The following is a 25,237-nucleotide window of genomic DNA, read 5'->3' on the forward strand; positions in this document are numbered from 1 at the left end:
TAATCCCCTTGGAGCAGCTTCAGGCAGGAAAACTTGAAGCGGTGCGTGGCCCCTGCCCCGCACCGCGAGAGCCGGATCAGATGTCCAGCAGCAGACGAGCCGGGTCTTCCAGCAGGTCCTTCATGGTGACCAGGAAGGTCACGGCTTCCTTGCCATCGATCAGGCGATGGTCGTAGGACAGCGCAAGATACATCATCGGCAGGATCACTACCTGGCCGTTTACCGCCATGGGGCGTTCCTGGATCTTGTGCATGCCCAGGATCGCAGTCTGCGGCGGGTTGACGATGGGGGTGGACAGCAGCGAACCGAAGACACCACCGTTGGAGATGGTGAAGGTGCCACCCTGCATGTCTTCCATGGTCAGCTTGCCGGCCTTGGCCTTCTTGCCGAAGTCGGCGATGGTGCCTTCCACTTCTGCCAGGCTCATGAACTCGGCGTTGCGCAGCACCGGAACCACCAGGCCACGGTCGCTGGATACGGCCACGCCGATGTCCTGGTAGCCGTGGTAGACGATGTCGTTGCCGTCGATGGAGGCGTTGACGCCCGGTTGACGCTTGAGCGCCTCGGTAGCGGCCTTGACGAAGAAGGACATGAAGCCCAGACGTACGCCGTTGTGCTTCTTCTCGAACATGTCCTTGTACTTGGAGCGCAGGTCCATGATCGGCTTCATGTTGACCTCGTTGAAGGTCGTCAGCATGGCCATGCTGGACTGCGCTTCGACCAGGCGCTCGGCGACCTTGGCCCGCAGGCGGGTCATGGGCACGCGCTTCTCGGTACGGTCGCCAGCGGCGGTCACCACCGGAGCGGCAGCGGCAGCGGGCTTGGCAGCCGGAGCGGCAGCGCCGGACTTCTTGGCCTCGACGGCGGCGACGGCGTCTTCCTTGGTGATGCGACCGCCCTTGCCGGTGCCGACCAGGGTAGCCGGATCGATACCGTTCTCTTCGGCGATCTTGCGCGCGGCGGGCGCCAGAATCGGATCTTCTTCACCACCGGCAGCCGGGGCGGCGGCCGGAGCGCTGGCAGCGGCCGGCTGGGCAGCCGGAGCGGCGGCGGCAGCGGCGCCCTCTTCCACGCGAGCGATGACTTCTTCGCTCAGCACGGTATCGCCTTCGTTCTTCAGGATTTCGGCCAGCACGCCATCGGCAGGTGCCACGACTTCCAGCACGACCTTGTCGGTCTCGATGTCGACCAGCAGTTCGTCACGCTTTACCGCTTCGCCGGGCTTCTTGTGCCAGGTGGCGACGGTGCCGTCAGCGACCGATTCCGGGAAGGTAGGGGCTTTGATCTCGATAGCCATTCTATGAATTTCCTTAGTGATCTCTAGTAGTCGCGTGGCGAATCAAACGGAGAAAGCATCTTGCAGCAGTTTTTCCTGCTGCTCGGCGTGCATGGAGGCATAGCCGCAGGCCGGCGCGGCGGACGCATCGCGACCGGCGTATTCCAGACCCAGGCCCTGCTTGTAACCGGACACGGCGCGGCGCATGTGATGCTGGCTGCAGTACCAGGCGCCCTGGTTCATCGGCTCTTCCTGGCACCAGACCACGCGCTCGAGGTTCGGATAGCCGGCCAGCACCTCGGCCAGGTCGTCTTCCGGGAACGGATAGAGCTGCTCCAGACGCACGATGGCGATGTCCTGGCGATTCTCGCTGCGGCGCTTTTCCAGCAGGTCGTAGTAGACCTTGCCGCTGCACAGCACCAGACGCTTCACCTGCTGGGCATCGATCTGATCCAGCTCGTTGATCACGGTCTGGAAGGAGCCATGGGCCAGGTCTTCCAGGGTCGAGATGGCCAGCTTGTGGCGCAGCAGCGACTTGGGCGTGAGCACTACCAGCGGCTTGCGCAGCGGGCGGATCACCTGGCGACGCAGCAGGTGGTAGATCTGTGCCGGCGTGGTGGGGACGCAGACCTGGATGTTCTGCTCGGCGCACAGCTGCAGGTAACGCTCCAGACGGGCCGAGGAGTGCTCCGGACCCTGGCCTTCGTAGCCATGGGGCAGCAGCATGGTCAGACCGCAGAGACGACCCCACTTGATCTCGCCGCTGGTGATGAACTGGTCGATGACGACCTGGGCACCGTTGGCGAAATCACCGAACTGGGCTTCCCAGACCACCAGCGCGTTGGGCGTGGTAGTGGCGTAGCCGTATTCAAAGCCCAGCACCGCTTCCTCGGAAAGGAAGGAATCGTAGATCTCGAACGACGGCTGGTCCTCGGCCAGGTGCTGCAGGGGCACGTAGGGGACGGCGTCCTTCTGGTTGTGCAGCACCGCATGACGGTGCGAGAAGGTGCCACGACCGACGTCCTGACCGGTGATGCGGATCGGATGGCCTTCGTGCAACAGGGTGGCGTAGGCCATGGTCTCGGCGAAGCCCCAGTTCAGGGGCAGACCGCCGGCGGTCATCTTCTGGCGATCCTCGAGGATCTTGCCGACCTGACGCTGGACCACGACGCCTTCCGGAATCTGCAGCAGCTTGTTGGCCAGGTCCTGCAAGGTCTTGAGGTCGAAGCCGGTGTCGTGACGCGCGGTCCAGGCATGGCCCAGGTAGGGTTTCCAGTCGACGAACAGGTCGCGATTGGGTTCCTTGACCAGACTGGCAACCACGTGACGACCCTCGTCGAGGGCGCCGCGATAGGTTTCGAACTGCGCCTGGACCTGCTCGGCGGTAACGACGCCAGCCTGGGTCAGGGCATCCGCATAGAGATCGCGGGTGGTGCGCTGCTTGGCGATCTGCTGGTACATCAGCGGCTGGGTGCCGCTCGGCTCGTCGGCCTCGTTGTGCCCGCGACGGCGGTAGCACACCAGGTCGATGACGATGTCACGCTTGAACTGCATGCGGTAGTCGACCGCCAGTTGGGTGACGAACAGCACCGCCTCGGGATCGTCGCCGTTCACGTGGAAGATCGGCGCCTGGATCATCTTGGCGACGTCGGTGGCGTACTCGGTGGAGCGCGCGTCTTCCTGGCGGTTGGTGGTGAAGCCAACCTGGTTGTTGATGACGATGTGCAGGGTGCCGCCGGTCTTGTAGGCCCGGGTCTGCGACATCTGGAAGGTTTCCATGACCACGCCCTGGCCCGCGAAGGCGGCGTCGCCGTGGATGGCGACCGGCACGACCTTGTCGCCCGAACGATCGCCGCGGCGATCCTGGCGGGCACGCACCGAACCTTCCACCACCGGAGAGACGATCTCCAGGTGCGAGGGGTTGAACGCCAGCGCCAGGTGGACTTCGCCGCCCTGGGTCATGACGTTGGAGGAGAAACCCTGGTGGTACTTGACGTCACCGGAGCCTAGCTCGACCAGCTTCTTGCCTTCGAACTCGTCGAACAGATCGCGCGGGTTCTTGCCCAGGGTGTTGACCAGCACGTTCAGGCGGCCACGGTGGGCCATGCCGATCACCAGCTCCTTGACGCCATAGGAACCGGAACGCTGGATGATCTCGTCGATCAGCGGAATCAGGCTCTCGCCCCCTTCCAGACCAAAACGCTTGGTGCCCGGGTACTTGGTGCCCAGGTACTTTTCCAGACCCTCGGCGGCGGTCAGGCGCTCCAGCAGATGGGTGCGGACTTCCGGCGAATATTGCGGGCGACCACGAACGCTTTCCAGGCGCTGCAGGAACCAGCGGCGCTCCTCGGAATCGACGATGTGCATGAACTCCGCACCAACCGTGCGGCAATATGTCTCTTGCAGCGCATCCCTGATTTCGCGGAGAGTTGCCTCCTCTTTGCCGATGAACAATTCACCGGTACGGAAGGTGGTATCCAGATCGGCGTCGGTCAACCCATAGTGGTTGAGCAGCAGATCGGCAGGCGGCTGACGCTTCCACAGACCCAGGGGGTCGAGCTGGGCAGCCTGATGGCCCTGCAGACGGAACGCCTGGATCAGACGCAGGACTTCGACCTGCTTCTTCTCGTGTTCGGAACTGACGGTACCGGCCGAGACCGGTTGAGCTCGCCGCTGGTTCTTGCCCAACAGCACGAAATGGTCGCGGATCGCGGAATGCGCGACGTCCGGCGAATTGCCAGTGACCGCAGGCAGTTTCTGGAAGTAGGTGCGCCACTCTTCCGGCACAGCGTTGGCATCGTGCAGAAACAGCTCATAGAGCTCTTCCACATAGGCAGCATTACTGCCGGACAGGTGAGCGCTGTCCCACAGTTGCTGCATCTGACTTTCGTGCATCTAGTTCACCCCTTCGGCAGAGATAGCATCAGCCGATGACCCGTCTCGACGCGAGACCTGGCCTCACTACGGCTGCGCCAATGCCCGGATCGTGTTCCGGGTATCCCTGAATGGACATTGGTTGAATCAAGCTATCAAGGTCGCTAACGAACCCGCCCGGCACAACAGGCCGGGCGGGACGTGGATCAGGTACCGCTCTGCAGCAGCATCGCCCGCACATGGCCGATGGCCTTGGTCGGGTTCAGCCCCTTGGGACAGACCGCCACGCAGTTCATGATCGACCGGCAGCGGAACACGCTGAACGGATCGTCCATGGCGGCGAGGCGCTCCTGGGTCTTGGTGTCACGGCTGTCGGCCAGGAAGCGATAGGCCTGCAGCAGCGCAGCGGGGCCGAGGAACTTGTCGGGGTTCCACCAGAAGGACGGGCAGGACGTCGAGCAGCAGGCGCACAGGATGCACTCGTACAGACCGTCGATCTTCTCGCGGTCTTCCGGGCTCTGCAGGCGCTCGATGGCCGGGGCCGGGGTCTCGTTCTGCAGGAACGGCTTCACCTTCTCGTACTGCTTGTAGAAGATGCTCATGTCGACGACCAGGTCACGGATGACCGGCAGGCCGGGCAGCGGACGCACGACCAGCTTGTCATTCTTGACCACGGCCGACAGCGGCGTGATGCACGCCAGGCCGTTCTTGCCGTTGATGTTCATGCCGTCGGAACCGCACACCCCTTCGCGGCAGGAACGACGGTAGGAGAAGCCTTCATCCTGCTCTTTGATCAGAGCCAGGACGTCCAGCACCATGAGGTCCTTCCCACCGGTATCGACCTGGAACTCCTGCATGGACGGCAGGCCGTCCTGATCCGGGTTGTAACGATAAACGCTGACTTTCAACATGGTGGTCACCTTTAGTAAGTCCGAACCTTGGGTTCGAACATCGGTACGGTCTTGGGCGCGAAGTTGACTCCACGCTTACTGACCCGCTTTTCACCGGGGAAATAGAGGGTGTGGCACAGCCAGTTCTCGTCGTCACGCTCTTCGAAGTCTTCACGGGCGTGAGCACCACGAGACTCCTTGCGGTTTTCGGCGGCGATGGCGGTCGCTTCGGCCACTTCCAGCAGGTTCTGCAACTCGAGCGCCTCGATACGGGCGGTGTTGAAGCCCTGGCTCTTGTCGTTGATCTTGACCTTGGCGATGCGCTCGCGCAGGTCGGCGAGCTCGGCGATGCCCTTCTGCATGTACTCGCCGGTGCGGAACACCCCGAAGTAGTTCTGCATGCAGGTCTGCAGTTGCTTGCGCAGGCTGGCGACGTCTTCGCCCGTGGTCCGCTCGTTGACGCCGGACAGGCGCTGCAGCGAGGCTTCCAGGTCGCTTTCCGAAGCACCGCGGTGCTCGATGCCTTCCTTGAGTGCCTTCTCCAGGTGCAGACCGGCCGCACGACCGAAGACCACCAGGTCCAGCAGCGAGTTGCCACCCAGACGGTTGGCACCGTGCACGGACACGCAGGCCACTTCGCCCACGGCGAACAGGCCTTCGATGATCTTGTCGTTGCCGTTGGCGTCCTGAGTGATGGCCTGGCCATGAATGTTGGTGGCGATGCCGCCCATCATATAGTGGCAGGTAGGGATCACAGGCACCGGAGCGACGACCGGATCGACGTGGGCGAAGGTCTTGGACAGTTCGCAGATGCCGGGCAGACGGCTGTGCAGCACGTCTTCACCGAGGTGGTCCAGCTTCAGCAGCACGTGGTCGCCGTCCGGACCGCAGCCGTTGCCAGCCAGCACTTCCTTGACCATGGAACGGGCGACCACGTCGCGGCCGGCCAGGTCCTTGGCGTTGGGAGCATAGCGCTCCATGAAGCGCTCGCCATGCTTGTTGATCAGGTAGCCACCCTCACCGCGGCAACCTTCGGTGACCAGCACCCCGGCGCCGGCGATGCCGGTCGGGTGGAACTGCCACATCTCGATGTCCTGCACCGGCACGCCGGCGCGCAGCGCCATGCCAACACCGTCACCGGTATTGATCAGGGCGTTGGTGGTAGAGGCGTAGATACGACCTGCACCGCCGGTGGCCAGCACGGTAGCCTTGGCCTTTACGTAAACGGTCTCGCCGGTTTCGATGGCGATGGCAATTACGCCGACCACGACGCCATCCTGGTTCTTGACCAGGTCCACGGCGTACCACTCATTGAGGAACACCGTGTTGTTCTTCAGGTTGCCCTGATAAAGAGTATGCAGCAGGGCGTGACCGGTACGGTCCGCCGCGGCGCAGGTACGCGCAGCCTGGCCACCCTTGCCGTAATCCTTGGACTGACCACCGAAGGGACGCTGATAGATGCGGCCCTGCTCGGTACGGGAGAACGGCAGACCCATGTGCTCGAGCTCAAAGACCGCTTCCGGGCCTACGGAGCACATGTATTCGATGGCGTCCTGGTCACCAATGTAGTCCGACCCCTTTACGGTGTCGTACATGTGCCAGCGCCAGTCGTCATTCGGATCGGCCGAGGCGATGGCGCAGGTGATGCCACCCTGAGCGGACACGGTGTGGGAACGGGTCGGGAAAACCTTGGTGATCACCGCGGTCTTGTGACCGGACTGGGCAAGTTGCAGGGCGGCACGCATACCGGCGCCGCCGCCACCTACGATGATGGCATCAAACGTAATATGACGAATTGTGGACATAGATCAAACACCCCAGAAGATCTGCACGCCCCAGACGAAGAACGCGAACATCGCGAACCCGCATACCGCCTGGAAGAGGAAACGCACGGTGGTAGCACCCTTGCCGAGAGCCATGGTGGTCAGGTAGTCGGTGGAGATGGTCCACATACCGACCCAGGCATGAACGCAAATGGACACCAACGCCAGCAGGCTGAAGATGCGCATCAAGGTGTGGGAGAACAGGCCGTGCCATTGCTCGAAGGTGAGCCCTGGGTGAAGGATCAGGTAGCCGATGATAAAGAGGAAGTAGACCGCCAGGACGACTGCCGAGACCCGCTGAGCCATCCAGTCATAGAGACCGGAACGTGAAAGATTGGTGACGTTGGTTACCATACCCAAACCCCTGCCAGAATGATCAGAACTGCGGAAATGACCAGCACGAGCTGCGCACCCAGCTTGCCGCCCTGCAGGGTTTCGCCGGCGCCACCATCCATGATCAGGTGCCGAATGCCGGCGACCAAGTGGTAGAGCAATGCAGACAGCAGACCCCAGATCACGAGCTTGACCAGCGGATAGGCCAGAAAAGCTTTCACTTGGCCGAAGCCTTCCGGGCTACCCAGCGACAGGTGCAGGCCATAGAGCATGACTGCGATGCCGAGGAACAGGATGACGCCGGAGATACGGTGAAGAATCGAGGTATAAGCTGTGATAGGTAGTTTGATGGTCCTGAGATCTAGGTTTACAGGTCGTTTGCTATTCACGGCTTCTTTCACACTGAGGGCCCAATTGCGGTCGGGCTAGTTATAGGAGATTCCACATCTACTACACGCTTCCTATTGGAGGCGTCTCGACCGCTCGGCATCAGCTCGCCGACCCGGTACGGTCGGGCGAGAATTATAGACAGTTAGCCTACTCATGACAAACGCGGATGCCCGATTCCGACGTCGCCAGCTGATATTCAGAAGCCTGCGTGTTAATGTCTTTTCGCCGCACAATCTGCCCAGAAAGAGCCTTTAGGGTGATATTTTCGTAAATTGACTTTCAAATTTATCCCTCTATAGTGGGCGAGGCCCTGAGTGGAGGGTTTATTGATGATTTCAAAGCAAAATAAGGAGGCCTAATGGCTGACAAGAAAGCGCAGTTGATCATCTCGGGAGCGGATCCGGTTGACCTGCCCGTTATGTCCGGCACCCTTGGCCCGGACGTGATCGATGTTCGCAACCTCACCTCCACTGGTGTGTTCACCTTCGACCCGGGCTTCATGTCCACCGCCTCGTGCGAGTCCAAGATCACCTATATCGATGGTGACAAGGGCATCCTGCTGCACCGCGGCTACCCGATCGAGCAATTGGCGGAGAAATCCGACTACCTCGAGACCTGTTACCTGCTGCTCAAGGGTGAATTGCCGAACGCGCAAGAGAAAGTGCAGTTCGTGGACACCATCAAGAACCACACCATGGTTCACGAGCAACTGAAGAACTTCTTCAACGGCTTCCGTCGCGATGCGCATCCCATGGCCATCATGTGCGGCGTGGTCGGCGCCCTGTCGGCCTTCTACCACGACTCCCTGGACATCACCGATCCGCAGCACCGCGAGATTTCGGCGATGCGCCTGATCGCCAAGATGCCGACCCTGGCAGCCATGGTGCACAAGTACTCCATGGGTCAGCCGATGATGTATCCCCGCAACAACCTGGGATACTCGGAAAACTTCCTGCACATGATGTTCAACACCCCGTGCGAGGAGAAACCCATCAGCCCGGTGCTGGCCCGGGCCATGGATCGCATCTTCATCCTGCATGCCGACCATGAGCAGAACGCCTCCACCTCCACCGTCCGCCTGGCCGGCTCTTCCGGTGCCAACCCCTTCGCCTGTATCGCCGCCGGCATTGCCGCCCTCTGGGGTCCGGCGCACGGCGGTGCCAACGAAGCCGTACTGAAGATGCTGGACGAGATCGGCGATGTCGCCAACATCGACAAGTTCGTGGCCAAGGCCAAAGACAAGAACGATCCGTTCAAGCTGATGGGCTTCGGACATCGCGTCTACAAGAACTTCGATCCGCGCGCCACGGTGATGAAGCAGACCTGCGACGAAGTCCTGGCCGAACTGGGTATCAACGATCCGCAGCTGGAACTGGCCATGCGCCTGGAAGAACTGGCCCGCAAGGACCCCTACTTCGTCGAGCGCAACCTCTACCCGAACGTGGACTTCTATTCCGGCATCATCCTCAAGGCGATCGGCATCCCGACCAGCATGTTCACCGTGATCTTCGCCATGGCGCGGACCGTCGGCTGGATCTCGCACTGGCAGGAAATGCTGTCCGGGCCCTACAAGATCGGCCGGCCGCGTCAGCTGTACACCGGCGTCGCCCAGCGCGACATCCCGGACGATCGCGGCTGATCGATCCGTCAGGAAGAACCCCGCCTCGGCGGGGTTTTTTTTGCCTGCGAAGCTCGGATCTGGGCCTGAAACCCGGAACGCCAGTCATGAAAAAGCCCGCACTAGGCGGGCTTTTTTGGAGTCTGTATCAGGCGGATTACTTGGCCTGAGCTTCGACTTCGGCTTCTACGCGACGGTTCACAGCGCGACCGGCTTCGGTGGCGTTGTCAGCAACCGGGCGGGACTCGCCGTAACCAACAGCGTTCACGCGGCTACCCTGCACGCCGTACTGGTTGACCAGGACGTTACGCACGGCATTGGCACGACGCTCGGACAGCTTCTGGTTGTAGGCGTCGGTGCCGACGGAGTCGGTGTGGCCTTCAACGGTGGTCGAGGTCTGCGGGTACTGCTGCATGAAGTCAGCCAGGTTCTTGATGTCGGCGTAGCTGTTGGGCTTGACCACGGCCTTGTCGAAATCGAACTTCACGTCCAGCTCGACGCGAACGGTTTCGGCAGCAGCCGGGCAGCCGGTAGCGTCAACGGTGACGTTGGCCGGGGTGTTCGGGCACTTGTCGACGTTGTCGCAGACGCCGTCGTTGTCGGAATCGGTGCAGACGTCAGCAACGGGGGCCGGAGCCGGAGCCGGAGCGACTTCTTTCTTGGTGGAACCACCGAAGTTCAGACCAACACCTACAGCAGCGCTCCACTCGGTGTCGCCGTAGTCGATGTTGTAGTTGGCTTGTACGCCGGTACGGGCATACAGGTTCTCGGTGAAGTAGTACTTCAGGCCGGCACCCAGGTTGGCGTAGGTGGAGTGATCACGACCACCTTCGTTGATGTCGCGGTTGCTGATGGACTGGTGAGCGAAGCCACCGGATACGTACGGACGCAGGCCGACGCCGGGCTGACCGAAGTGGTAGTAGGCGTCCAGAGCGGCCAGGCTGCCCTTGATGTTCTTGTGGCCCAGGTCGTGGTCGCCACGGGCGTTGTGGTACTCACCGTAGGACAACGCCAGCTCAACGTCGTCGGTCAGGAAGTAGCCAACGGAACCGCCGTACAGGTCAGCGTTGGTCATGTTGCGCTGGCTGTCGGTGAACAGACGGCTGCCGAACAGCTCGGTCTCGACGGCGCCTTGACCTTGTGCCAGGGCGCTCAGCGAGGCGCTTGCCAGCAGGGAGCCGATCACGACGCCCAAGGTGCTCTTCAGTTTCATCCTTTGTATCCCCATTTTAGTGGTACTAATTCCGGCAATCTCCGGAGGCTTCGACAACAAGTTTTCGTGAAGTTCAAAAACTTACGGCTGACACATCCGGTCAGCCCTCAACTTCAGCTGCGAACTTGTCACGCAGTTTGTCGAGTGCCCGCTTGTATCGCATCTTGGTGGCGCTGAGACCCATGTGCATGATGTCGGCGATCTCCTGGAACTCCAGCTCTGCGACGAAGCGCAGCACCAGGATCTCCCGATCGACCTGACCCACATGGACCAGCCAGCGATCCATCCCTCCTTTTTCTTCCAGCTTCGGCGCCCTTTCCTCGGAGGCTTCCTCCATCGGGTCCAGACTTAATGCCTCCACCAGCCGCCGCTTGCGGCGTTCCTTGCGGTACTGAGTGATGCACTCGTTGTAGGTGATGCTGTACAGCCAGGTCTTGAATTTCGATTTCCCCTCGAAATTCTTCAAACCGTAAAGCACCTTCAGCATGATCTCCTGGCAGACATCGTCTGCGTCCCGGTCGTTCCCCAGGTAGCGGGCACAGACGTTGAACAGGGTGCGCTGATAACGGCGCATCAGTTCTTCGTAGGCTCGCGTCACGTGGAAGAGTTCACCATGCGCGCGCTGGACCAGCTCTTCATCACTGAGCGTGGTCGGGTCGTAGGCATGAGGGGCAGGCTTGTTCAAGACGGAGTTGGCTACCAAAAAGTGGCGGGCATGATAGCCATCTCCGCGTCGCCTGTCAGCGGCTGCGCACCTGGGTCTCCAGCAATAGACGGTTCGGAACCGAAACGATATCGCCCTCTTCGGTCATGATGAGCGTCTTGGCGGTGCCGATTTCCTCGATCTCGCCTTCGACGTCCGCCAGGGTCACCCACTGGCCGACTTCATAGAGTTCGCGCACATAGATGCCGGCCAGGATCTGCGACACCAGCCCACGGCTGCCGAGCCCCAGGGCCAGGGCCGCCGCCAGGGCGAAGGCGGTGAGCACGATGGCGATGACCAGGTTCAGCAGTTCGGTCTTGATCTCCAGCTGACCGACCGCGACCGAGATCGAAATGATGATGACCAGTCCCTGGGCCAGGCGCCCCAGGCCGGCCGCGTAATCCAGGCCGACGCCTTCGGCGGCGCCATGCACCAGACCGCTGACCAGTTGCGCCAGCAGCACGCCGACGATGAGCACCAGGGCAGCGCCAAAGATCTTGGGCACATAGAGCGCCATGACGTCCAGGGTCGAGGACACGCGCTGCAGGCCCAGGGACTCGGCGGCCGAGACCAGGAACACCAGCAGGACGAACCAGTAGACGATCCGGCCGATCAGGGTGGTGACCGGCATGCGGATGCCGATCTTGGCCAGCTGCTTGGTCACCCCGGCACCGGCGAGAACGCGATCCAAGCCGAGCTTGGCGAGGACCTTCGACAGCACGGTGTCGAGAATCTTGGCGACGGCGAAGCCGGCGAGGATCACCACCAGGGCGCCGAAGACGTTGGGAATGAAGCCGGCCACCTTGCTCCACAGGGTGGTCATGGCGGACAGCAGACTCTGGGTCCAGATATCGAATTCCATCTACTTCAGGATCTCCGGGAGAGATTCGCGACGCGCGGTACGGCGCGTGCGCGGCTTCAGGTGAGGGGCACCGTTGCCCAGTGCCAGCAGCAACGCCGATGCCCAGTGCCGGCCGATCAAATCGAACAGTGCACCCGCGCCGACCTGACGGTTGGCAGTCTTGAGCACGCGATGCAAGCGGGCCTGATCGTCGCCCTCCTCGTCCTGAGCATTGGCCGGGGTATTGAGGAGCGCCTTGAGGGACGCTTCGAAGGGATCGTGCATAAGCACCTCGCTGGTCGTTTCCTCTTGACGCAGCGAGGTGGGGACGGGTCACAGCCAGCGCAGTCGACGGAACAGCCAGACCTGGAAGACCGCCACCGCGCCGATCACCAGGCAGGCGGCCACGAAGCCGAAGGCGGATGACGAACCCGGCATGCCACCCATGTTCATCCCGAGCAGACCGGTGATGAAGCTGATGGGCAGGAAGAAGCCGGTGATGATAGCCAGCAGATAGAGGGTGCGATTGGTCTTTTCGGTAGTCGCCCGCTGTTCGGCGTCCTGCAGCAGCGCGACCCGCTCGCGCATCACCTCGAGCTCTTCCAGGTTGCGCACCAGGCTGTTGTGCAATTCGCTCCAGTAGCCCTGGCTGGCCGCCTCGACGAACCAGGCGGGCTTGCCGCGGGCGAGATCGCCATAGATGTCACGCTGTGGGGCCAGGTAACGGCGCAGCCCGGTCGCGCGGCGCCTGAGGGTCAGCACCTGGGCATGGTCGGGCAGGCTATCCTCGTCCTGATCGAGTTGCTCTTCGAGGCCATCGAGTTGATCGGACAGGCCACGCACCAGGTCATCCACCCGACTGGTCATGTAGCTGGCGAGATAGAGCACCAGTGCCTCGGCACTCTGGGCACCGATGCCCGCCTCCAGGTCCTCCTGGACCTCGGCGGCGGCCTTCATGGGTCTCATGCGCAGGGAGATCACCCGGCGTTTGTCGACGAAGACCCGCAGCGACACCATGTCCTCGGGCACGGCGCCCGGATTCAAATTTACCCCGCGCAGGAACAGCAGGAGGCTGTCGTCGGGCTGATTGACCAGACGCGGGCGGGTCGCCTCTTCCAGCAGGAGGTCACAGGCGAATTCGCTGAGCCCGCTGGATTGGCGGAGCCAGGCCTGGGCCTCGGGCACACTGCGATCCCAGTGCAGCCAGAGCACCTCGTTCGGACCCGGCTCCACCTCCGCCAGCTCGCGACGACCGAGGCGGCGTCCGCCACCGCGGCCATCGAGAAGATAGCCATAGATGAGGCCTTGCTCCACATCGCTGTCGTACTGCTGCATCTGGGGTCTCGTGCAGGGATCGTGACCACGGTGGCCAGGCGATCCGGCGAAGGTGGCCCGGGACAGGGCGCAGGCGCCACCTTCGTGGGGAATGAGAGGGATTAATCCTGGAAAGGATCACCCCGCCGCTGGCCGGCGGGGCGACCCCTGGACTCAGGCGTTGCCTTCGGCCAGGAAAAACCAGGTGTCGAGCACGGAGTCGGGGTTGAGCGAGACGCTCTCGATGCCCTGCTCCATCAGCCACTTGGCCAGGTCGGGATGGTCCGAAGGACCCTGACCGCAGATGCCGATGTACTTGCCGGCCCGGTTGCAGGCGGCGATGGCATTGGCCAGCAGCTTCTTGACCGCCGGATTACGCTCGTCGAACAGGTGGGCGATGATGCCGGAGTCGCGATCCAGGCCCAGGGTCAGCTGGGTCAGGTCGTTGGAGCCGATGGAGAAGCCATCGAAGTGCTCGAGGAATTCGTCCGCCAGCAGGGCGTTGGAGGGCAGCTCGCACATCATGATCACGCGCAGGTCGTTCTCGCCGCGCTTGAGACCGTTCTCGCCAAGCAGCTCGACCACCCGCGCCGCCTCGTCCAGGGTGCGCACGAAGGGCACCATGAGCTCGACGTTGGTCAGGCCCATCTCCTCGCGCACCTTCTTCATGGCGCGGCATTCCAGCTCGAAGCAGTCGCGGAAGTTCTCGCTGATGTAGCGGGACGCGCCGCGGAAGCCCAGCATGGGGTTCTCTTCCTCGGGTTCGTAGAGCTTGCCGCCGATGAGATTGGCGTATTCGTTGGACTTGAAGTCCGACAGGCGCACGATGACCTTTTTCGGCCAGAAGGCTGCGGCCAGGGTGGAGACCCCTTCCACCAGCTTCTCGACATAGAAGCCGACCGGGTCCGAGTAGCCGGCAATGCGCTTGTCGACGCTCTCCTTCACCTCGAAGGGCAGGCTGTCGTAGTTGAGCAGCGCCTTGGGGTGCACGCCGATCATGCGGTTGATGATGAATTCCAGGCGCGCCAGACCTACGCCGGCATTGGGCAGCTGGGCGAAGTCGAAGGCACGGTCTGGGTTGCCGACGTTCATCATGATCTTGAATGGCAGCTCGGGCATGGCATCCACCGAGCTCTGGCGGATATCGAAGTCCAGCTCGCCTTCGTAGATCAGGCCGGTGTCACCCTCGGCGCAGGAGACGGTGACGGTCTGGCCGTCCTTGAGCAGGCTGGTGGCGTTGCCGCAGCCGACCACCGCCGGAATGCCCAGCTCGCGAGCGATGATGGCGGCGTGGCAGGTACGACCGCCGCGGTTGGTGACGATGGCGCTGGCGCGCTTCATCACCGGCTCCCAGTCGGGATCGGTCATGTCGGAGACCAGGACGTCACCGGGCTGGACGCGATCCATCTCGCTGACGTCGCGGATGATCTTGACCTTGCCGGCGCCGATGCGTTGGCCGATGGCGCGGCCTTCCACCAGCACCTGGCCCTTGTCCTTGAGCAGGTAGCGCTCCATGACGGTGGCGCTGGCGCGGCTCTTCACAGTCTCGGGGCGGGCCTGGACGATGTAGAGCTTGCCGTCGTCACCGTCCTTGGCCCACTCGATGTCCATCGGCCGACCATAGTGGCGCTCGATGATCAGCGCCTGCTTGGCCAGTTCGGTAACCTCGGCGTCGGTGATGGAGAAGCGCGCGCGATCCGCCGGTTCGACATCGACGGTGCGCACGGAGCGACCGGCCTTGGCTTCTTCGCCATAGACCATCTTGATGGCCTTGCTGCCCAGGTTGCGTCTGAGGATGGCCGGGCGACCGGCTTCCAGGGTGGGCTTGTGGACATAGAATTCGTCCGGGTTGACCGCACCCTGCACCACGGTCTCGCCAAGGCCATAGGCGGCGGTGACGAAGACCGCGTCGCGGAAGCCCGATTCGGTGTCCAGAGTAAAGAGCACGCCGGCGGCGCCGGTCTCGGAACGCACCATGCGCTGCACGCCGGCGGACAGGGCGACCAGCTTGTGATCGAAGCCCTGGTGGACGCGGTAGGCGATGGCGCGGTCATTGAAGAGGGAAGCGAAGACTTCCTTGGCCGCGCGAATGACGTTGTCGACGCCGCGGATGTTGAGGAAGGTTTCCTGCTGGCCGGCAAAGGAGGCATCCGGCAGGTCTTCGGCGGTCGCCGAGGAGCGCACGGCGACGGCGAGATTGGGGTTGCCCGCCGAGATCTCGGCGAAGGCCCGGCGGATCTCGGCGTCCAGGCGCTCGGGGAAAGGCGCGTCCATGACCCACTGGCGGATCTGCGCGCCGGTCTTGGCCAGGGCGACGACGTCGTCGACATCCAGCGCATCGAGGGCCGCGTGAATGCGATCGTTCAGGCCGCTCTGCTCGAGGAAGTCGCGATAGGCCTGGGCCGTGGTGGCGAACCCGCCCGGTACGGAGACGCCCGCGCCGGCCAGGTTGGCGATCATCTCGCCGAGGGATGCGTTCTTGCCGCCCACGCGCTCGACGTCGTGTACGCCAAGCTGCTCCAGTGAAATTACATACTCGTCCAAGGTCTTCTCTCCATCTTGTGTCTTTGTGGGAAAGCAGTACGCCTCGGCGCTCGCCCCATGGACAGTGGACGGCGGTAGGTTACAGTGCAGCGATCCCTGCCCCGTACGCCACCAGGACGTCCCTCCATGCAACGAACCGCCTTTTTCATTTCCGACGGTACCGGCATCACGGCCGAAACCCTCGGTCAGAGCCTCCTGGCCCAGTTCGGGGACATCACCTTCAGAAAGGTCACCCGCCCCTACGTGGATACGCTGGACAAGGCCAGGGCGATGGTACAGCAGATCAATGCCGCCGCCGTTCAGGACGGTGCGCGACCCATCATCTTCGATACCATCGTCAACCGTGACATCCGGGCCATTCTGGACCAGTCGAACGGGTTCATGATCGACATCTTCTCCACGTTTTTATCCCCGCTCGAAAGGGAACTTTCCGCCGAATCTTCGTATTCGGTAGGGAAGTCACATTCGATCATGCACAATAGTCACTACATGGAGCGGATCGAGGCCGTCAATTTCGCACTCGAAAACGACGACGGCGCCCGCACGACCCACTATGCGCAGGCCGATCTGATCCTGGTCGGGGTCTCGCGCTGCGGCAAGACGCCCACCTGCCTCTATATGGCGCTGCAATACGGCATCCGCGCGGCGAACTATCCGCTGACCGAAGAGGACATGGAGCGTCTGCAGCTGCCCGCCTCGCTGAAGACCTACAAGGACAAGCTGTTCGGCCTGACCATCGACGCCGAGCGCCTGGCGGCGATCCGCCACGAGCGTCGGCCCAACAGTCGCTATGCGAGCTTCGCCCAGTGCGAATTCGAACTGCGCGAGGTGGAGAGTTTGTTCCGCCGCGAGAACATCTCCTTCATCAACACCACGCATTTTTCCGTGGAGGAAATCTCGGCGAAGATTCTGGTGGAGAAAGGCGTGGAAAGACGGTTTAAATAGCCGACCACCCCTCCTCTTCGGCGCCCGTGCGGCGCACCAGGCGACCGCCATGAACCTCGTCGATGCCCTGCTGTTCTTTCCGGTCGCCCTGCTGATCGCCCTGACCCCCGGCCCCAACAACTTCTGCTCGCTCGGCAACGGCATCCGCCATGGCGCGGTGACGGCGGGACTGGCGGCCCTGGGTCGCGACGTGGCCTTCGTGATCTTCCTGGTGATTTCGGCGGTGGGCCTGGGGACCATGCTGCTGGCTTCGGAGACGGCCTTTACCGTCATCAAGTGGATCGGCGCGCTCTACCTGCTCTACCTGGGCGTGAAGAGCTGGCGCAGCCGGGCCTTCGACGGCCTGGACCTGGCCGAGACCGGCGCGGCGCAACCGCGGGCGCTGCACCGGCTGATGCTGCAGGAATTCCTCATCGGCATCAGCAATCCCAAGGCGATCCTGCTGTTCGCCGCGGTCTTTCCGCAGTTCATCGATCCCACTCAGCCGACGACCCAGCAGTTCGTCTACCTGGGTGGCACCCATCTGTTCGCGGAGCTGGTCGCGGCCGTGATCTATGGCCTGTTCGGCCGCCAGATCCGCCGCTTCATCCGCGGACCCCGTGGGGTGCGCCGCCTCAATCAGGCCACCGGGGCCTTCTTTGCCGGCGCAGGCGGTCTGTTGCTGACCGCCCACCGCTGATTCAGGACGACACCAGACCGGACTGGGCGGCGCCCAGCTTGGCCAGGGCCGCTTCGATCGCCGACCAGGGCTGTTCCCTGGGCGCTAGCGGCGTGTCCACCCCGGCCTCGCGAGCGGTTCGCACCAGCGTGCTGAATTCGGCTGTCAATGCCGCGGCCTGGGCCGTGTCGGCAGCTCCGGAAAAGGCCGCGGGCGAGAGCCAGAGGCGTTCCTGCAGGCGCTCGCCGACCTGACGGGCGAATTGCTGCCGCCGCTGCTGACCGATCGGCCCGGCTTCGGTGTCTTCCACCAGACCCAGCGACAGCGTCTTGTAGGCTGGCAGCCGATCGAGCAGCCCCTGCTGGGCCTGGACCGACCGTGGCCAGTCGACATGCAGCCCCTCCACCGGCAGACCGGCAGCCAGCCCCAGGTTGTCGAGCAATTCGCCCTGACGCACGCCCAGCAGCTTCTTCAGCGGCTCGCGTTGCAGCAGGTTGTAGGCCCTTTCGAAGGCGGTGCGCCAGGCCAGCGGCAGTTCCCGCGTCAGCAGAGGCTCGTCGAGCTGGATCCATTCCACGCCCTGGGCGGCCAACCGCGCGAAGATCTCGCCATAGACCGGCAGCAACGCTTCCAGCAGTTCGAGGCGGTCGAAGGCCGGATCGAGTGAGCGACCGAGCCATAGATAGCTCAGGGGTCCGAGGATCACCGGCTTGGCCACCAGACCGAGCGCCTGGGCCTCGGCGACCTCCTCGAACAGCTGCTCCCAGCCGATGGCAAAGGACTGGTCCGCGGTGAATACCGGGACCTGACAGGGGCCAGCGAATAGATGATCGTCTGCCGCCTCGGTGCGAGCGGCGGCGCCGACCAAATACGAATGCGCCAGAACCCGATCGCCCCAGCCGAAGTCGCCTACCGCGAGCCACTCACAACCCGCGGCCTGCTGGGCGCGCCACGCCTGCTGACGCTGCTGGCGTCCCTGGGCGATCAGGGCGGCCCGGTCGCAATCGTCGAGAGACGCCAGCGTCGCCAGGGACGCGTCACCCTGTTGCTCGCGCCGCGCGGAACCCTGGGAATGAATCTTGACCATTGCACACCTCCACCTGACAGGGTGGAGATTGTCGTCGCGCATGACCCATGAAACAAACTCAGGTTTCTTGTGGTGAACTCAAGTTTCTCTCATACACCGCGATCAGGGTTTGAAGCGCGCCATGCTGTAGGCATCGACGAACACCCCATCGCGCAGGGCATAGCGACGCAGCAGCCCTTCTTCTTCGAAACCCAGCTTGCGATAGAGCGCCAGGGCTGGCTCGTTGTCGCTGAAGACGGTCAGTTCGACCCGTTGCAGATTCATCCAGTTGTCGGCGAGGTCGAGCAGAGCCGTCAGCAGCTGGGTGCCTATGCCCTGCCCCTGGCAATCCCGGGCCACGCCCATGCCGAGGGCGCCACAGTGCTGGCGGCGAATGCGCGGCTGCTGCTCGAGACTGGCGCTGCCCACCACCCGCCCCTGCTGCAGGGCGACCAATCCTATCCGCCCTTCGCGTTCGCCGCTCAGACGCTGCCGCCATTGTTCGGCGCTCTGATAGGGTAGCTGCAGCACCTGCCGCGCCACGGCTGGATCGCCATAGAGGGCAGCGAGACCCTCGGCATGGCGGTCGGCATAGCGTTCCAGGTGAACGGTGGAGCTGGACATGGGCGGCACTCCTTGACGGAAGTCCGCAGCTTCGTCCAGGTCCGGGGGATGGGACAAGGGCGACGCTAGGAGCGGCTAAGCCGATAGCTGGATCAGAGGGTCCACTTCAGGCTGAGCATGACGTTGCGGGGATCGCCGTAGGTGCCCATGCCTGTGCCGTTAGAGAGGCCTTGCCAGTATCTTTCGTCGAAGACATTGTTGAAGTTGACACGGCCATCCCAGTGGTCATTGAAGCGATAGCCCGCCATCAAGCCCACCACGGAGTAACTATCTTGCTTGGCTTCACCGTTACCCACCCGTTTGAAGGTCTCGCTCTGGGCTAGCAGATCGGCACCGATGCGCCATTTGCTCAGGTTACCGGTCAACTGGTAGCTAGTAGCAGCCTTGAACAGGTGCTTGGGCTGCTCAGGTGCGAAGCGGCGGTCTTCGTAGGTAACGTCTTTCGTGAATTCGCTCAGTACTAAAGTATAGGCTGCAGACGCCTGCCAATTAGGTGCCAGTTGGCCAGATATTTCCGCATCAATGCCGCGACTGCGGACTTCACCAGCGGTGTCATAACAAGTACGACTCTGCTCTTGACACTCTTGTGGCTGAGGGGTCAGTTGATAGGCTCGGCCTTCCTGGATAGTTTCGAACAGTGCAACAGAGGCATTCAATGCACCGTCAAGATAAGCACCTTTTACTCCTACCTCATAGCTTTTGCCTTTCGTCGGCGCCAGCACTGAGCCCCCGCTACCCTGTTCGCTCTGTGGCTTGAAGATCCCGGTGTAGCTAGCATAGACCGAATAGATGTCGTTCAGGTCGTAGACGATGCCGGCATAGGGCGTGACTTCGCGCGTCGCCTTGTAATCGGTATCAGTCCTGTAATTGCTACCTGCGATATACCCTGAGTAGTCAAACCAGCTTATCCGACCGCCAATAATGACGTGCAGTGGGTCGAGTGGATTGAAACGCGCCGCGGCGTATACCGCTTCCTCCGTGGTGGTGTTCTTGCTGGCATAAGGCGAAAGGCTGCCTTTGTCCGGCTTGACTATGTTGCTAGGCTGAAAGTTGTAAATATCGACCGGAGTAACGCCGGAATAACCGCCACGTTGATAGAACTTGTCTTCACGCCGACTGAGACCAGTCATCAACTGGTGCTCCCGCCCCAGCAAAGTGATGGGACCACTTAGCGAGAGGTCTACGTTGGTCTGATCAACATCGGTCACATAGGCACCCGACGCGGTGCCGAGATCGCTGACAGATGTATACGGGAAAGCTGTCACATAATTGGAAAAGGTATCGGATTCGGCCCACGACTTTTGCGCCGCCAGCTTGGCCTTCCAGCCGTTGTCGAAGGTGTGGGTGATGTCCGAGAACAGGGTGTAGGTGTCCTGATCCCAGTAAGCCCAATCGCCGCTCAGGAAGGTGGAGCGCGACAGGTGCAGATCTTCCCCATTGGGGCCGCTGGGCAGGCTGCCCCAGTCGGAGGTCTTGTCCTCGCGCTGCTTGGACGCGCCGATGGTCCAGGTGGTGGTGTCGCTGAGATCGGCTTCGAGGACGCCATAGAAGGTCTGACGTTTGCGCTCGCGCACATCCTGGAAGCTGTTGCCGTCCTCGTAGGCGGCCACGGCGCGACCGCGCAGGGTGCCGGCTTCGTTGAGCTTGTTGGAGGCGTCGACTTCGGTACGGTAGCGGTCCCAGCTGCCGGCGCTGGTGGTGACGCTGACCTGGGGGAAGGCGGTCGGGCGCTTGCGGACCAGATTGAGGGTGGCCGAAGGATCGCCGGCGCCGGTCATCAGGCCGGTGGCGCCACGCACCACTTCCACCCGGTCGTAGATGGACAGGTCGGCCGAGGACAGGGTGTCGAGGGTGAAGGTCCCGGCCGTGGTGGGCAGGCCGTCGTACATGATGTTGTCGATGCGGAAGCCGCGGGAGAGGAATTCCTGGCGGTCGCCGCCGAACTTGTTCAGCGTCACGCCCGGGGCGTAGCGGACCACATCGTTGAGATCGGTCATGCCCTGGTCTTCCATGCGCTGCCGGGTGATGACGCTCACCGACTGGGGCGTTTCGCGGATGGACAGCGGCAGGCCGGTGGAGGTGCTCATGGCGCCGGTGGTGTAGGAGCGGGTCCCTTCGGTGGTCGTCCGGCCTGCCAGGGAGCCATCGTCCGCGCTGATGGTGGTGGTATCCAGGGTCACGCTGCCGGCCGCCGCCTGGGTGGCCACCGGGGCGACGGTCGCGACCGAGCCGCTGACCGAGGCCGCCAGGCCGGTGCCCGCCAGCAGGCGCTGCAAGGCGACATCCGGCTCCATCCGCCCCGCCAGTGCCGGCGCCCGCTTGCCCACCAGGGCGGCGGGATCGTAGTTCACCTGGAGGCCGCTGGCGCGCGCGAAGCTCTGCAAGGCATCGGCCAGCGGCTGCGCCGGTTGCGACAGCGCCACGGGAGCGGCCTGGGCGAGGGTCGCCACGCCCAGGGAGACGGAAAGCGCGATGAGGCGAAGGGAGAAGAGCTGCATGTCGTTGGTCGTCCTCTAGGGAAACACCGACCCGTCCGTACCCCACGTAAGGACTCGCTGGAGATTTTCCAGGGACCGGTATCCGATGCCGTCTTGCGCGGCGGAACGCAGGCTATGCAACCTGGATGCATCTGTAAATGCAAATTAATATCATAAGCGAAAGCAAATCAGCACCCTACCTGCTTTAAGCCGTCAAGGACAGTCCTTTCCGGACGTTGGCCTTCCATCGCTCTGATCCGGCGATTTTCGAGAGAATGTTTCAAGAAGTGAGCGGCTGCCCTGCCCGCCTTGTGTAGCCGTGGGCAAAACGGCTGGGTGACAAGTCGAGTGCCACCGATTCGGAGAAGGAACCAGGAATTGAGGAGCGTGGTGGCAGGAAGCGGGGCGGGGTCAAACCAGGCGCCGGGTCCCTCCCACCCCTTCATCGTGGAAACGCTGGGCGATGGCGCAGATCTGGTGCTCGATGGCCAGGAAGGCATCGAGCACCAGAGGATCGAAGGTGCTGCCGCGCATCTCGCGCATCATCTGCAGCGAGTCTTCGTGACTGAACGGCTCCTTGTAGCAGCGCCGGCTGATCAGGGCGTCGTAGATATCGGCCACCGCCATGATCCGCCCCGCCAGCGGGATACCGGTACCGGACAGTCCGTTGGGATAGCCGCTGCCATTCCACTTTTCGTGGTGGGTGCTGGCGATCTCGGCGGCCAGGGCGAGGAAGTTGTCATCCTCCAGATGGCTGGCCGTACTGAGGATGATCTGCCGACCGAATTCGGCATGCCGCTGCATCACCTGCATCTCCTCCGGCGTCAGCCGCCCGGGCTTGAGCAGGATGGCATCCGGCACCCCGACCTTGCCGATGTCGTGCAGAGGCGCGGACAGGAACAGCAGCTTGATGTAGTCCGGCGTAAGCAATTCCGGCGCCTGGCCGGCACGGCGCAGCTCTTCGGCGATGGCGCGCACATAGTGCTGAGTGCGCTTGATATGGGCACCGGTCTCGGGATCCCGGGTTTCGGCCACCGCCGCCATGGACTCGATGGTGACCTGGCGCGAACGTTCCAGTTGCCGGCGCCAGCGCTCTTCGTGCTGGCGCGCCAGGATGATCCGCGTGACCAACGCCAGGGCCGCAAGCAGCGCCACCAGCACCAGGGGCGCGGCCAGCGGCAGGAAGACGTCATGGCGAACGAACAGCCAGGCGCCCAGCAGCTGCGGCAGGACGATCGAGGCCACCGCCAGGAGGACGAAGCGCCGCTGGCTGCGGTTGAAGAAGAAGCCGGCGGACAGCAGCAGACCGCCCAGCAGGCACAACACCAGTTGCAGCACACCGGAGAATTGCGGGACCCGTACCAGGGCATCGTCCAGCAGGTCCTGGGTCAGGGCCGCCTGCAGCCTGACGCCGGAAAAGGTCTGCCCCAGCGCCGTCGCGTGCAGGTCGTTGAAGCCTGCGGCCGAGACGCCGACGAAGACGACCTTGCCCTTGAGCGTGGCTGGTGCCACCGCGCCGCTGAGCACCGCCACAGCCGAGACCTCCGGATAGTGCTCGGCCGCGCCGTGCAGCCGCAGCAGCGCCTGGCCTTCGCGGTCGAGCGGCAGGCGGTGCTCGCCAAGCCGCAGCACCGGACCCGCCAGGCTGGTCTCCACCACACCCTCGTTCAGCCCCAGGGCGCGCAGGGTGGCGGCCAGCGCCAGACTCGGATGGATGATGCCCTGATAGCTGAGCAGCAGGGGCACACGCCGCAGGATGCCGTCGGTGTCACGCTGGCTGTTGATGAAGCCGCTGAAGCGCGTCTGGCTGGCGATGGGGGCCACATTGTCCAGTGCGCCGCTGGCCTCGGGCAGCCTGAGGGCGTCGAGGGCGCCGCTGAAGCCCACCCCCGGCCGCAGCCCGGCAGAGACGGGTTGCGGCAGATCGAGAAAGAAGAAATGGGCGCCGACGGCGCCCGTCTGCCCCATGACGTAGCCGAGATAGCCGTCGTTGTCCTGCAACTCCGGCGGCACGCCGGAAAAGCTCAGGTGCACGCCGAAGTCGTCCTGGAAACTCTGTTGCAAGGCCTTGAGCGAGGTACGGTCCGGCTCGCTGAACAGGATGTCCACGGCGATCGCCGCCGGCTCGGCCTCGGCGATCCGGGAGAGCAGCTGGGCAACCCGATAGCGCGGCCAGGGCCACTGCCCCAGCGCCGCCAGGCTGGCCTCGTCGATGCTGACCACCTGGACGTCGCGGGCGTCCTCGTTGCTGGCCGCCAGGCGGCTGAGCTGGTCGTAGGCCAGGCGATCGAGGTATTGCAGCGGCGGCCATTGCAACAGCGCGGCGAGGCCAAAGGCCAGCGACAGGCCAAGGCTGACCAGGAACATCCAGGGCGCGCGCCGGCGCAGCAGGGTCGCAACGGAGTTCATGCCCGCGACCTTAGAGAATCAGGACTTCGACACGCCGATTGCGCGGCTCGGACTTGCCGGGACGGGTCGGTACCAGGGGCACGGTATCGCCGAAGAACTCGACGTTGATGCGCAACTTGGGATCGAGTCGCTGCAGCAGACCGGCCACCTTGCGGGCACGCTGCCCCGAGAGGTCGAGGTTGTAGGAAGGCGCACCCGAGCCGTCCGCATGGCCGAATACCGAAATCTCGGTGGGGATGCGCTGCCGGGCCGTTTCCAGCACCTCGGGCAGGAGCGCCTTGGACTGCGGCGTGAGCTCCATGCTGTCGGAGAGGAAATTGAGGACAAAGGTCTTGGGCGGCGACGGCTGCGCCGCCAGCACCTGCCGATGCTGCTGCTCGAAGAGCGGCTGGGCCACCGCCTGGGCCGCGCTCGGCGCCTGACCCGGGCCGGCCACCGTGACCTCGGCGAAACCCTGGTCGATGGCCTGGCGGCCGGCCGGGCTGGTCACCGAGACGGCGCCGACATGGCCATCGGCGTCGGGCATCAGGATCACCCGCGTCTGCGGTGGCGGAGGGCTGGCACAACCGGCCAGCAGCAGCGTGGACAGCAGCACGCTCAGCAGCAGACGACCAGGGGACGCGACAGCGGCCAGGGCACTCATTGGGCCTGGACCAGGAAGCGGGTGCCGCGCACGCCTATGGTGGCGGTCGGCGTCTCGATCTTGACCGTGTCGGGTGCGACCTTGCCGATCTTGCCGGACGAATAGATGGCGGAGCCCTTGGTCAGGTACAGCGAGAAGCCGTACCGACTGCTCTTGGGTTCGAAGAGATAGTCACGCAATTGCACGTCGGCGCCATTGCCCAGGGTGAGCAGGGTACCGTCGAGAAAGACGATGGCCGCGGTGGCGTCCGGGCCGGCCTGCAGGCGATCGGCCACCTGCAGGGTGGTACCGGCCTGGGCGTCCAGGCTGGCGGTCTGGCGCAGCACCTTGACGCTGCCCGAGACGCTCTTGATCAGGGCCACGTGCTCCTCTTCCGCGGCCGTGACCTGCGGAAATCCCAGCAGCTGCAGCCCAAGCAGCGCCAATGCGAACAGTGTTGTCTTCATGCTTTCCTGGTCCCTGGATGGAAGGGCGTGGCCGTCGCGGGGGGCGACGGAGTACCGGCAGGACCTCGGATGGCATCTTGAAGCGGTCTGCTGCGCAGCGGTGAGGGCTCCAGACTCGTGAACCCAATCACCTTCTACCAGATAAACAAG

At 63.3% G+C, this 25,237-nt stretch carries 21 protein-coding genes; 3 read left to right on the top strand and 18 right to left on the bottom strand.

The window, feature by feature from the left end:
* Positions 1–76: 76 nt before the first annotated feature.
* The 6 genes from odhB to sdhC all read right to left on the bottom strand — a co-directional run bounded on the left by odhB (position 77) and on the right by sdhC (position 7,597).
* Positions 77–1,297, bottom strand: coding sequence for a 2-oxoglutarate dehydrogenase complex dihydrolipoyllysine-residue succinyltransferase (gene odhB, locus EC839_RS05965; RefSeq protein ID WP_007159251.1), 1,221 nt, complete (start codon positions 1,295–1,297; stop codon positions 77–79).
* Positions 1,298–1,339: 42 nt separating this feature from the next.
* Entirely contained in the window at positions 1,340–4,171 is a 2,832-nt protein-coding gene (locus EC839_RS05970; RefSeq protein ID WP_132832475.1) for a 2-oxoglutarate dehydrogenase E1 component, read from the bottom strand.
* Between the two features lie 185 nt (positions 4,172–4,356).
* Positions 4,357–5,061: a succinate dehydrogenase iron-sulfur subunit gene (locus EC839_RS05975; protein WP_007159253.1), complete on the bottom strand. Its 705-nt coding sequence runs from the start codon at positions 5,059–5,061 to the stop codon at positions 4,357–4,359.
* Positions 5,062–5,072: 11 nt separating this feature from the next.
* A complete protein-coding gene (gene sdhA / locus EC839_RS05980) occupies positions 5,073–6,845 on the bottom strand; it encodes a succinate dehydrogenase flavoprotein subunit (protein WP_007159254.1) in 1,773 nt (590 codons plus the stop codon).
* A 3-nt stretch (positions 6,846–6,848) separates the two neighbouring features.
* On the bottom strand, positions 6,849–7,217 hold the full coding sequence (gene sdhD, locus EC839_RS05985; RefSeq protein WP_007159255.1) for a succinate dehydrogenase, hydrophobic membrane anchor protein: 369 nt from the start codon (positions 7,215–7,217) through the stop codon (positions 6,849–6,851).
* Positions 7,211–7,597: a succinate dehydrogenase, cytochrome b556 subunit gene (sdhC, locus tag EC839_RS05990; RefSeq protein ID WP_026083585.1), complete on the bottom strand. Its 387-nt coding sequence runs from the start codon at positions 7,595–7,597 to the stop codon at positions 7,211–7,213. The genes sdhD and sdhC overlap by 7 nt, the downstream gene beginning before the upstream one ends.
* A gap of 347 nt (positions 7,598–7,944) precedes the next feature.
* On the opposite strand from sdhC, the gene gltA reads away from it, so the two are divergent.
* A complete protein-coding gene (gltA, locus tag EC839_RS05995; RefSeq protein WP_007159257.1) occupies positions 7,945–9,225 on the top strand; it encodes a citrate synthase in 1,281 nt (426 codons plus the stop codon).
* 136 nt (positions 9,226–9,361) lie between these two features.
* Here the strand turns inward: gltA and EC839_RS06000 are convergent, their stop codons facing one another.
* The 6 genes from EC839_RS06000 to ppsA form a co-directional block, all read right to left on the bottom strand.
* Positions 9,362–10,417: an OmpA family protein gene (locus tag EC839_RS06000; protein WP_007159258.1), complete on the bottom strand. Its 1,056-nt coding sequence runs from the start codon at positions 10,415–10,417 to the stop codon at positions 9,362–9,364.
* Positions 10,418–10,517: 100 nt separating this feature from the next.
* Positions 10,518–11,102, bottom strand: coding sequence for an RNA polymerase sigma factor SigX (gene sigX / locus EC839_RS06005; protein WP_007159259.1), 585 nt, complete (start codon positions 11,100–11,102; stop codon positions 10,518–10,520).
* Between the two features lie 55 nt (positions 11,103–11,157).
* Positions 11,158–11,982, bottom strand: coding sequence for a mechanosensitive ion channel domain-containing protein (locus tag EC839_RS06010; protein WP_007159260.1), 825 nt, complete (start codon positions 11,980–11,982; stop codon positions 11,158–11,160).
* Complete coding sequence (locus EC839_RS06015; RefSeq protein WP_007159261.1) at positions 11,983–12,246, bottom strand: hypothetical protein; 264 nt, start codon at positions 12,244–12,246, stop codon at positions 11,983–11,985.
* A gap of 48 nt (positions 12,247–12,294) precedes the next feature.
* Positions 12,295–13,296 (bottom strand): zinc transporter ZntB, encoded by a 1,002-nt coding sequence (locus tag EC839_RS06020; protein ID WP_007159262.1) that lies wholly within the window; start codon positions 13,294–13,296, stop codon positions 12,295–12,297.
* 153 nt (positions 13,297–13,449) lie between these two features.
* Positions 13,450–15,819 carry a phosphoenolpyruvate synthase gene (gene ppsA / locus EC839_RS06025; RefSeq protein WP_007159263.1) on the bottom strand — a complete coding sequence of 790 codons (2,370 nt, stop codon included), beginning with the start codon at positions 15,817–15,819 and terminating at the stop codon, positions 13,450–13,452.
* A 126-nt stretch (positions 15,820–15,945) separates the two neighbouring features.
* On the opposite strand from ppsA, the gene EC839_RS06030 reads away from it, so the two are divergent.
* Entirely contained in the window at positions 15,946–16,764 is an 819-nt protein-coding gene (locus EC839_RS06030; RefSeq protein WP_007159264.1) for a pyruvate, water dikinase regulatory protein, read from the top strand.
* Between the two features lie 49 nt (positions 16,765–16,813).
* Positions 16,814–17,443 carry a LysE family translocator gene (locus tag EC839_RS06035; protein WP_007159265.1) on the top strand — a complete coding sequence of 210 codons (630 nt, stop codon included), beginning with the start codon at positions 16,814–16,816 and terminating at the stop codon, positions 17,441–17,443.
* A 1-nt stretch (position 17,444) separates the two neighbouring features.
* On the opposite strand, the gene EC839_RS06040 is transcribed toward EC839_RS06035, so the two are convergent.
* The 6 genes from EC839_RS06040 to EC839_RS06065 all read right to left on the bottom strand — a co-directional run bounded on the left by EC839_RS06040 (position 17,445) and on the right by EC839_RS06065 (position 25,087).
* Complete coding sequence (locus EC839_RS06040) at positions 17,445–18,509, bottom strand: 5-methyltetrahydropteroyltriglutamate--homocysteine S-methyltransferase (protein WP_007159266.1); 1,065 nt, start codon at positions 18,507–18,509, stop codon at positions 17,445–17,447.
* Positions 18,510–18,611: 102 nt separating this feature from the next.
* Positions 18,612–19,112 carry a GNAT family N-acetyltransferase gene (locus EC839_RS06045; protein ID WP_007159267.1) on the bottom strand — a complete coding sequence of 167 codons (501 nt, stop codon included), beginning with the start codon at positions 19,110–19,112 and terminating at the stop codon, positions 18,612–18,614.
* Between the two features lie 92 nt (positions 19,113–19,204).
* Positions 19,205–21,610 carry a TonB-dependent siderophore receptor gene (locus EC839_RS06050; protein WP_007159268.1) on the bottom strand — a complete coding sequence of 802 codons (2,406 nt, stop codon included), beginning with the start codon at positions 21,608–21,610 and terminating at the stop codon, positions 19,205–19,207.
* A 390-nt stretch (positions 21,611–22,000) separates the two neighbouring features.
* Entirely contained in the window at positions 22,001–23,998 is a 1,998-nt protein-coding gene (locus tag EC839_RS06055; protein ID WP_007159269.1) for a CHASE2 domain-containing protein, read from the bottom strand.
* 10 nt (positions 23,999–24,008) lie between these two features.
* Positions 24,009–24,641, bottom strand: coding sequence for an OmpA family protein (locus tag EC839_RS06060; RefSeq protein ID WP_007159270.1), 633 nt, complete (start codon positions 24,639–24,641; stop codon positions 24,009–24,011).
* Positions 24,638–25,087, bottom strand: coding sequence for a FecR domain-containing protein (locus EC839_RS06065; protein WP_132832476.1), 450 nt, complete (start codon positions 25,085–25,087; stop codon positions 24,638–24,640). The genes EC839_RS06060 and EC839_RS06065 overlap by 4 nt, the downstream gene beginning before the upstream one ends.
* Between the last annotated feature and the right edge of the window lie 150 nt (positions 25,088–25,237).

The organism is Pseudomonas sp. JUb52 (assembly GCF_004341115.1).
GTDB classification, from domain to species: domain Bacteria; phylum Pseudomonadota; class Gammaproteobacteria; order Pseudomonadales; family Pseudomonadaceae; genus Chryseomonas; species Chryseomonas oryzihabitans.

Excerpts from the sequence above, each read along its gene's own strand:
- EC839_RS06015 (WP_007159261.1), bottom strand. The coding sequence starts at position 12,246 with ATGCACGATCCCTTCGAAGCGTCCCTCAAGGCGCTCCTCAATACCCCG.
- sdhD (WP_007159255.1), bottom strand. The coding sequence starts at position 7,217 with ATGGTAACCAACGTCACCAATCTTTCACGTTCCGGTCTCTATGACTGG.
- EC839_RS05970 (WP_132832475.1), bottom strand. The coding sequence starts at position 4,171 with ATGCACGAAAGTCAGATGCAGCAACTGTGGGACAGCGCTCACCTGTCC.
- sdhA (WP_007159254.1), bottom strand. The coding sequence starts at position 6,845 with ATGTCCACAATTCGTCATATTACGTTTGATGCCATCATCGTAGGTGGC.
- EC839_RS06020 (WP_007159262.1), bottom strand. The coding sequence starts at position 13,296 with ATGCAGCAGTACGACAGCGATGTGGAGCAAGGCCTCATCTATGGCTAT.
- EC839_RS06010 (WP_007159260.1), bottom strand. The coding sequence starts at position 11,982 with ATGGAATTCGATATCTGGACCCAGAGTCTGCTGTCCGCCATGACCACC.
- gltA (WP_007159257.1), top strand. The coding sequence starts at position 7,945 with ATGGCTGACAAGAAAGCGCAGTTGATCATCTCGGGAGCGGATCCGGTT.
- EC839_RS06045 (WP_007159267.1), bottom strand. The coding sequence starts at position 19,112 with ATGTCCAGCTCCACCGTTCACCTGGAACGCTATGCCGACCGCCATGCC.
- EC839_RS06030 (WP_007159264.1), top strand. The coding sequence starts at position 15,946 with ATGCAACGAACCGCCTTTTTCATTTCCGACGGTACCGGCATCACGGCC.
- EC839_RS05975 (WP_007159253.1), bottom strand. The coding sequence starts at position 5,061 with ATGTTGAAAGTCAGCGTTTATCGTTACAACCCGGATCAGGACGGCCTG.
- EC839_RS06000 (WP_007159258.1), bottom strand. The coding sequence starts at position 10,417 with ATGAAACTGAAGAGCACCTTGGGCGTCGTGATCGGCTCCCTGCTGGCA.
- EC839_RS06040 (WP_007159266.1), bottom strand. The coding sequence starts at position 18,509 with ATGGTCAAGATTCATTCCCAGGGTTCCGCGCGGCGCGAGCAACAGGGT.
- EC839_RS06050 (WP_007159268.1), bottom strand. The coding sequence starts at position 21,610 with ATGCAGCTCTTCTCCCTTCGCCTCATCGCGCTTTCCGTCTCCCTGGGC.
- EC839_RS06060 (WP_007159270.1), bottom strand. The coding sequence starts at position 24,641 with ATGAGTGCCCTGGCCGCTGTCGCGTCCCCTGGTCGTCTGCTGCTGAGC.
- EC839_RS06035 (WP_007159265.1), top strand. The coding sequence starts at position 16,814 with ATGAACCTCGTCGATGCCCTGCTGTTCTTTCCGGTCGCCCTGCTGATC.
- EC839_RS06065 (WP_132832476.1), bottom strand. The coding sequence starts at position 25,087 with ATGAAGACAACACTGTTCGCATTGGCGCTGCTTGGGCTGCAGCTGCTG.
- odhB (WP_007159251.1), bottom strand. The coding sequence starts at position 1,297 with ATGGCTATCGAGATCAAAGCCCCTACCTTCCCGGAATCGGTCGCTGAC.
- EC839_RS06055 (WP_007159269.1), bottom strand. The coding sequence starts at position 23,998 with ATGAACTCCGTTGCGACCCTGCTGCGCCGGCGCGCGCCCTGGATGTTC.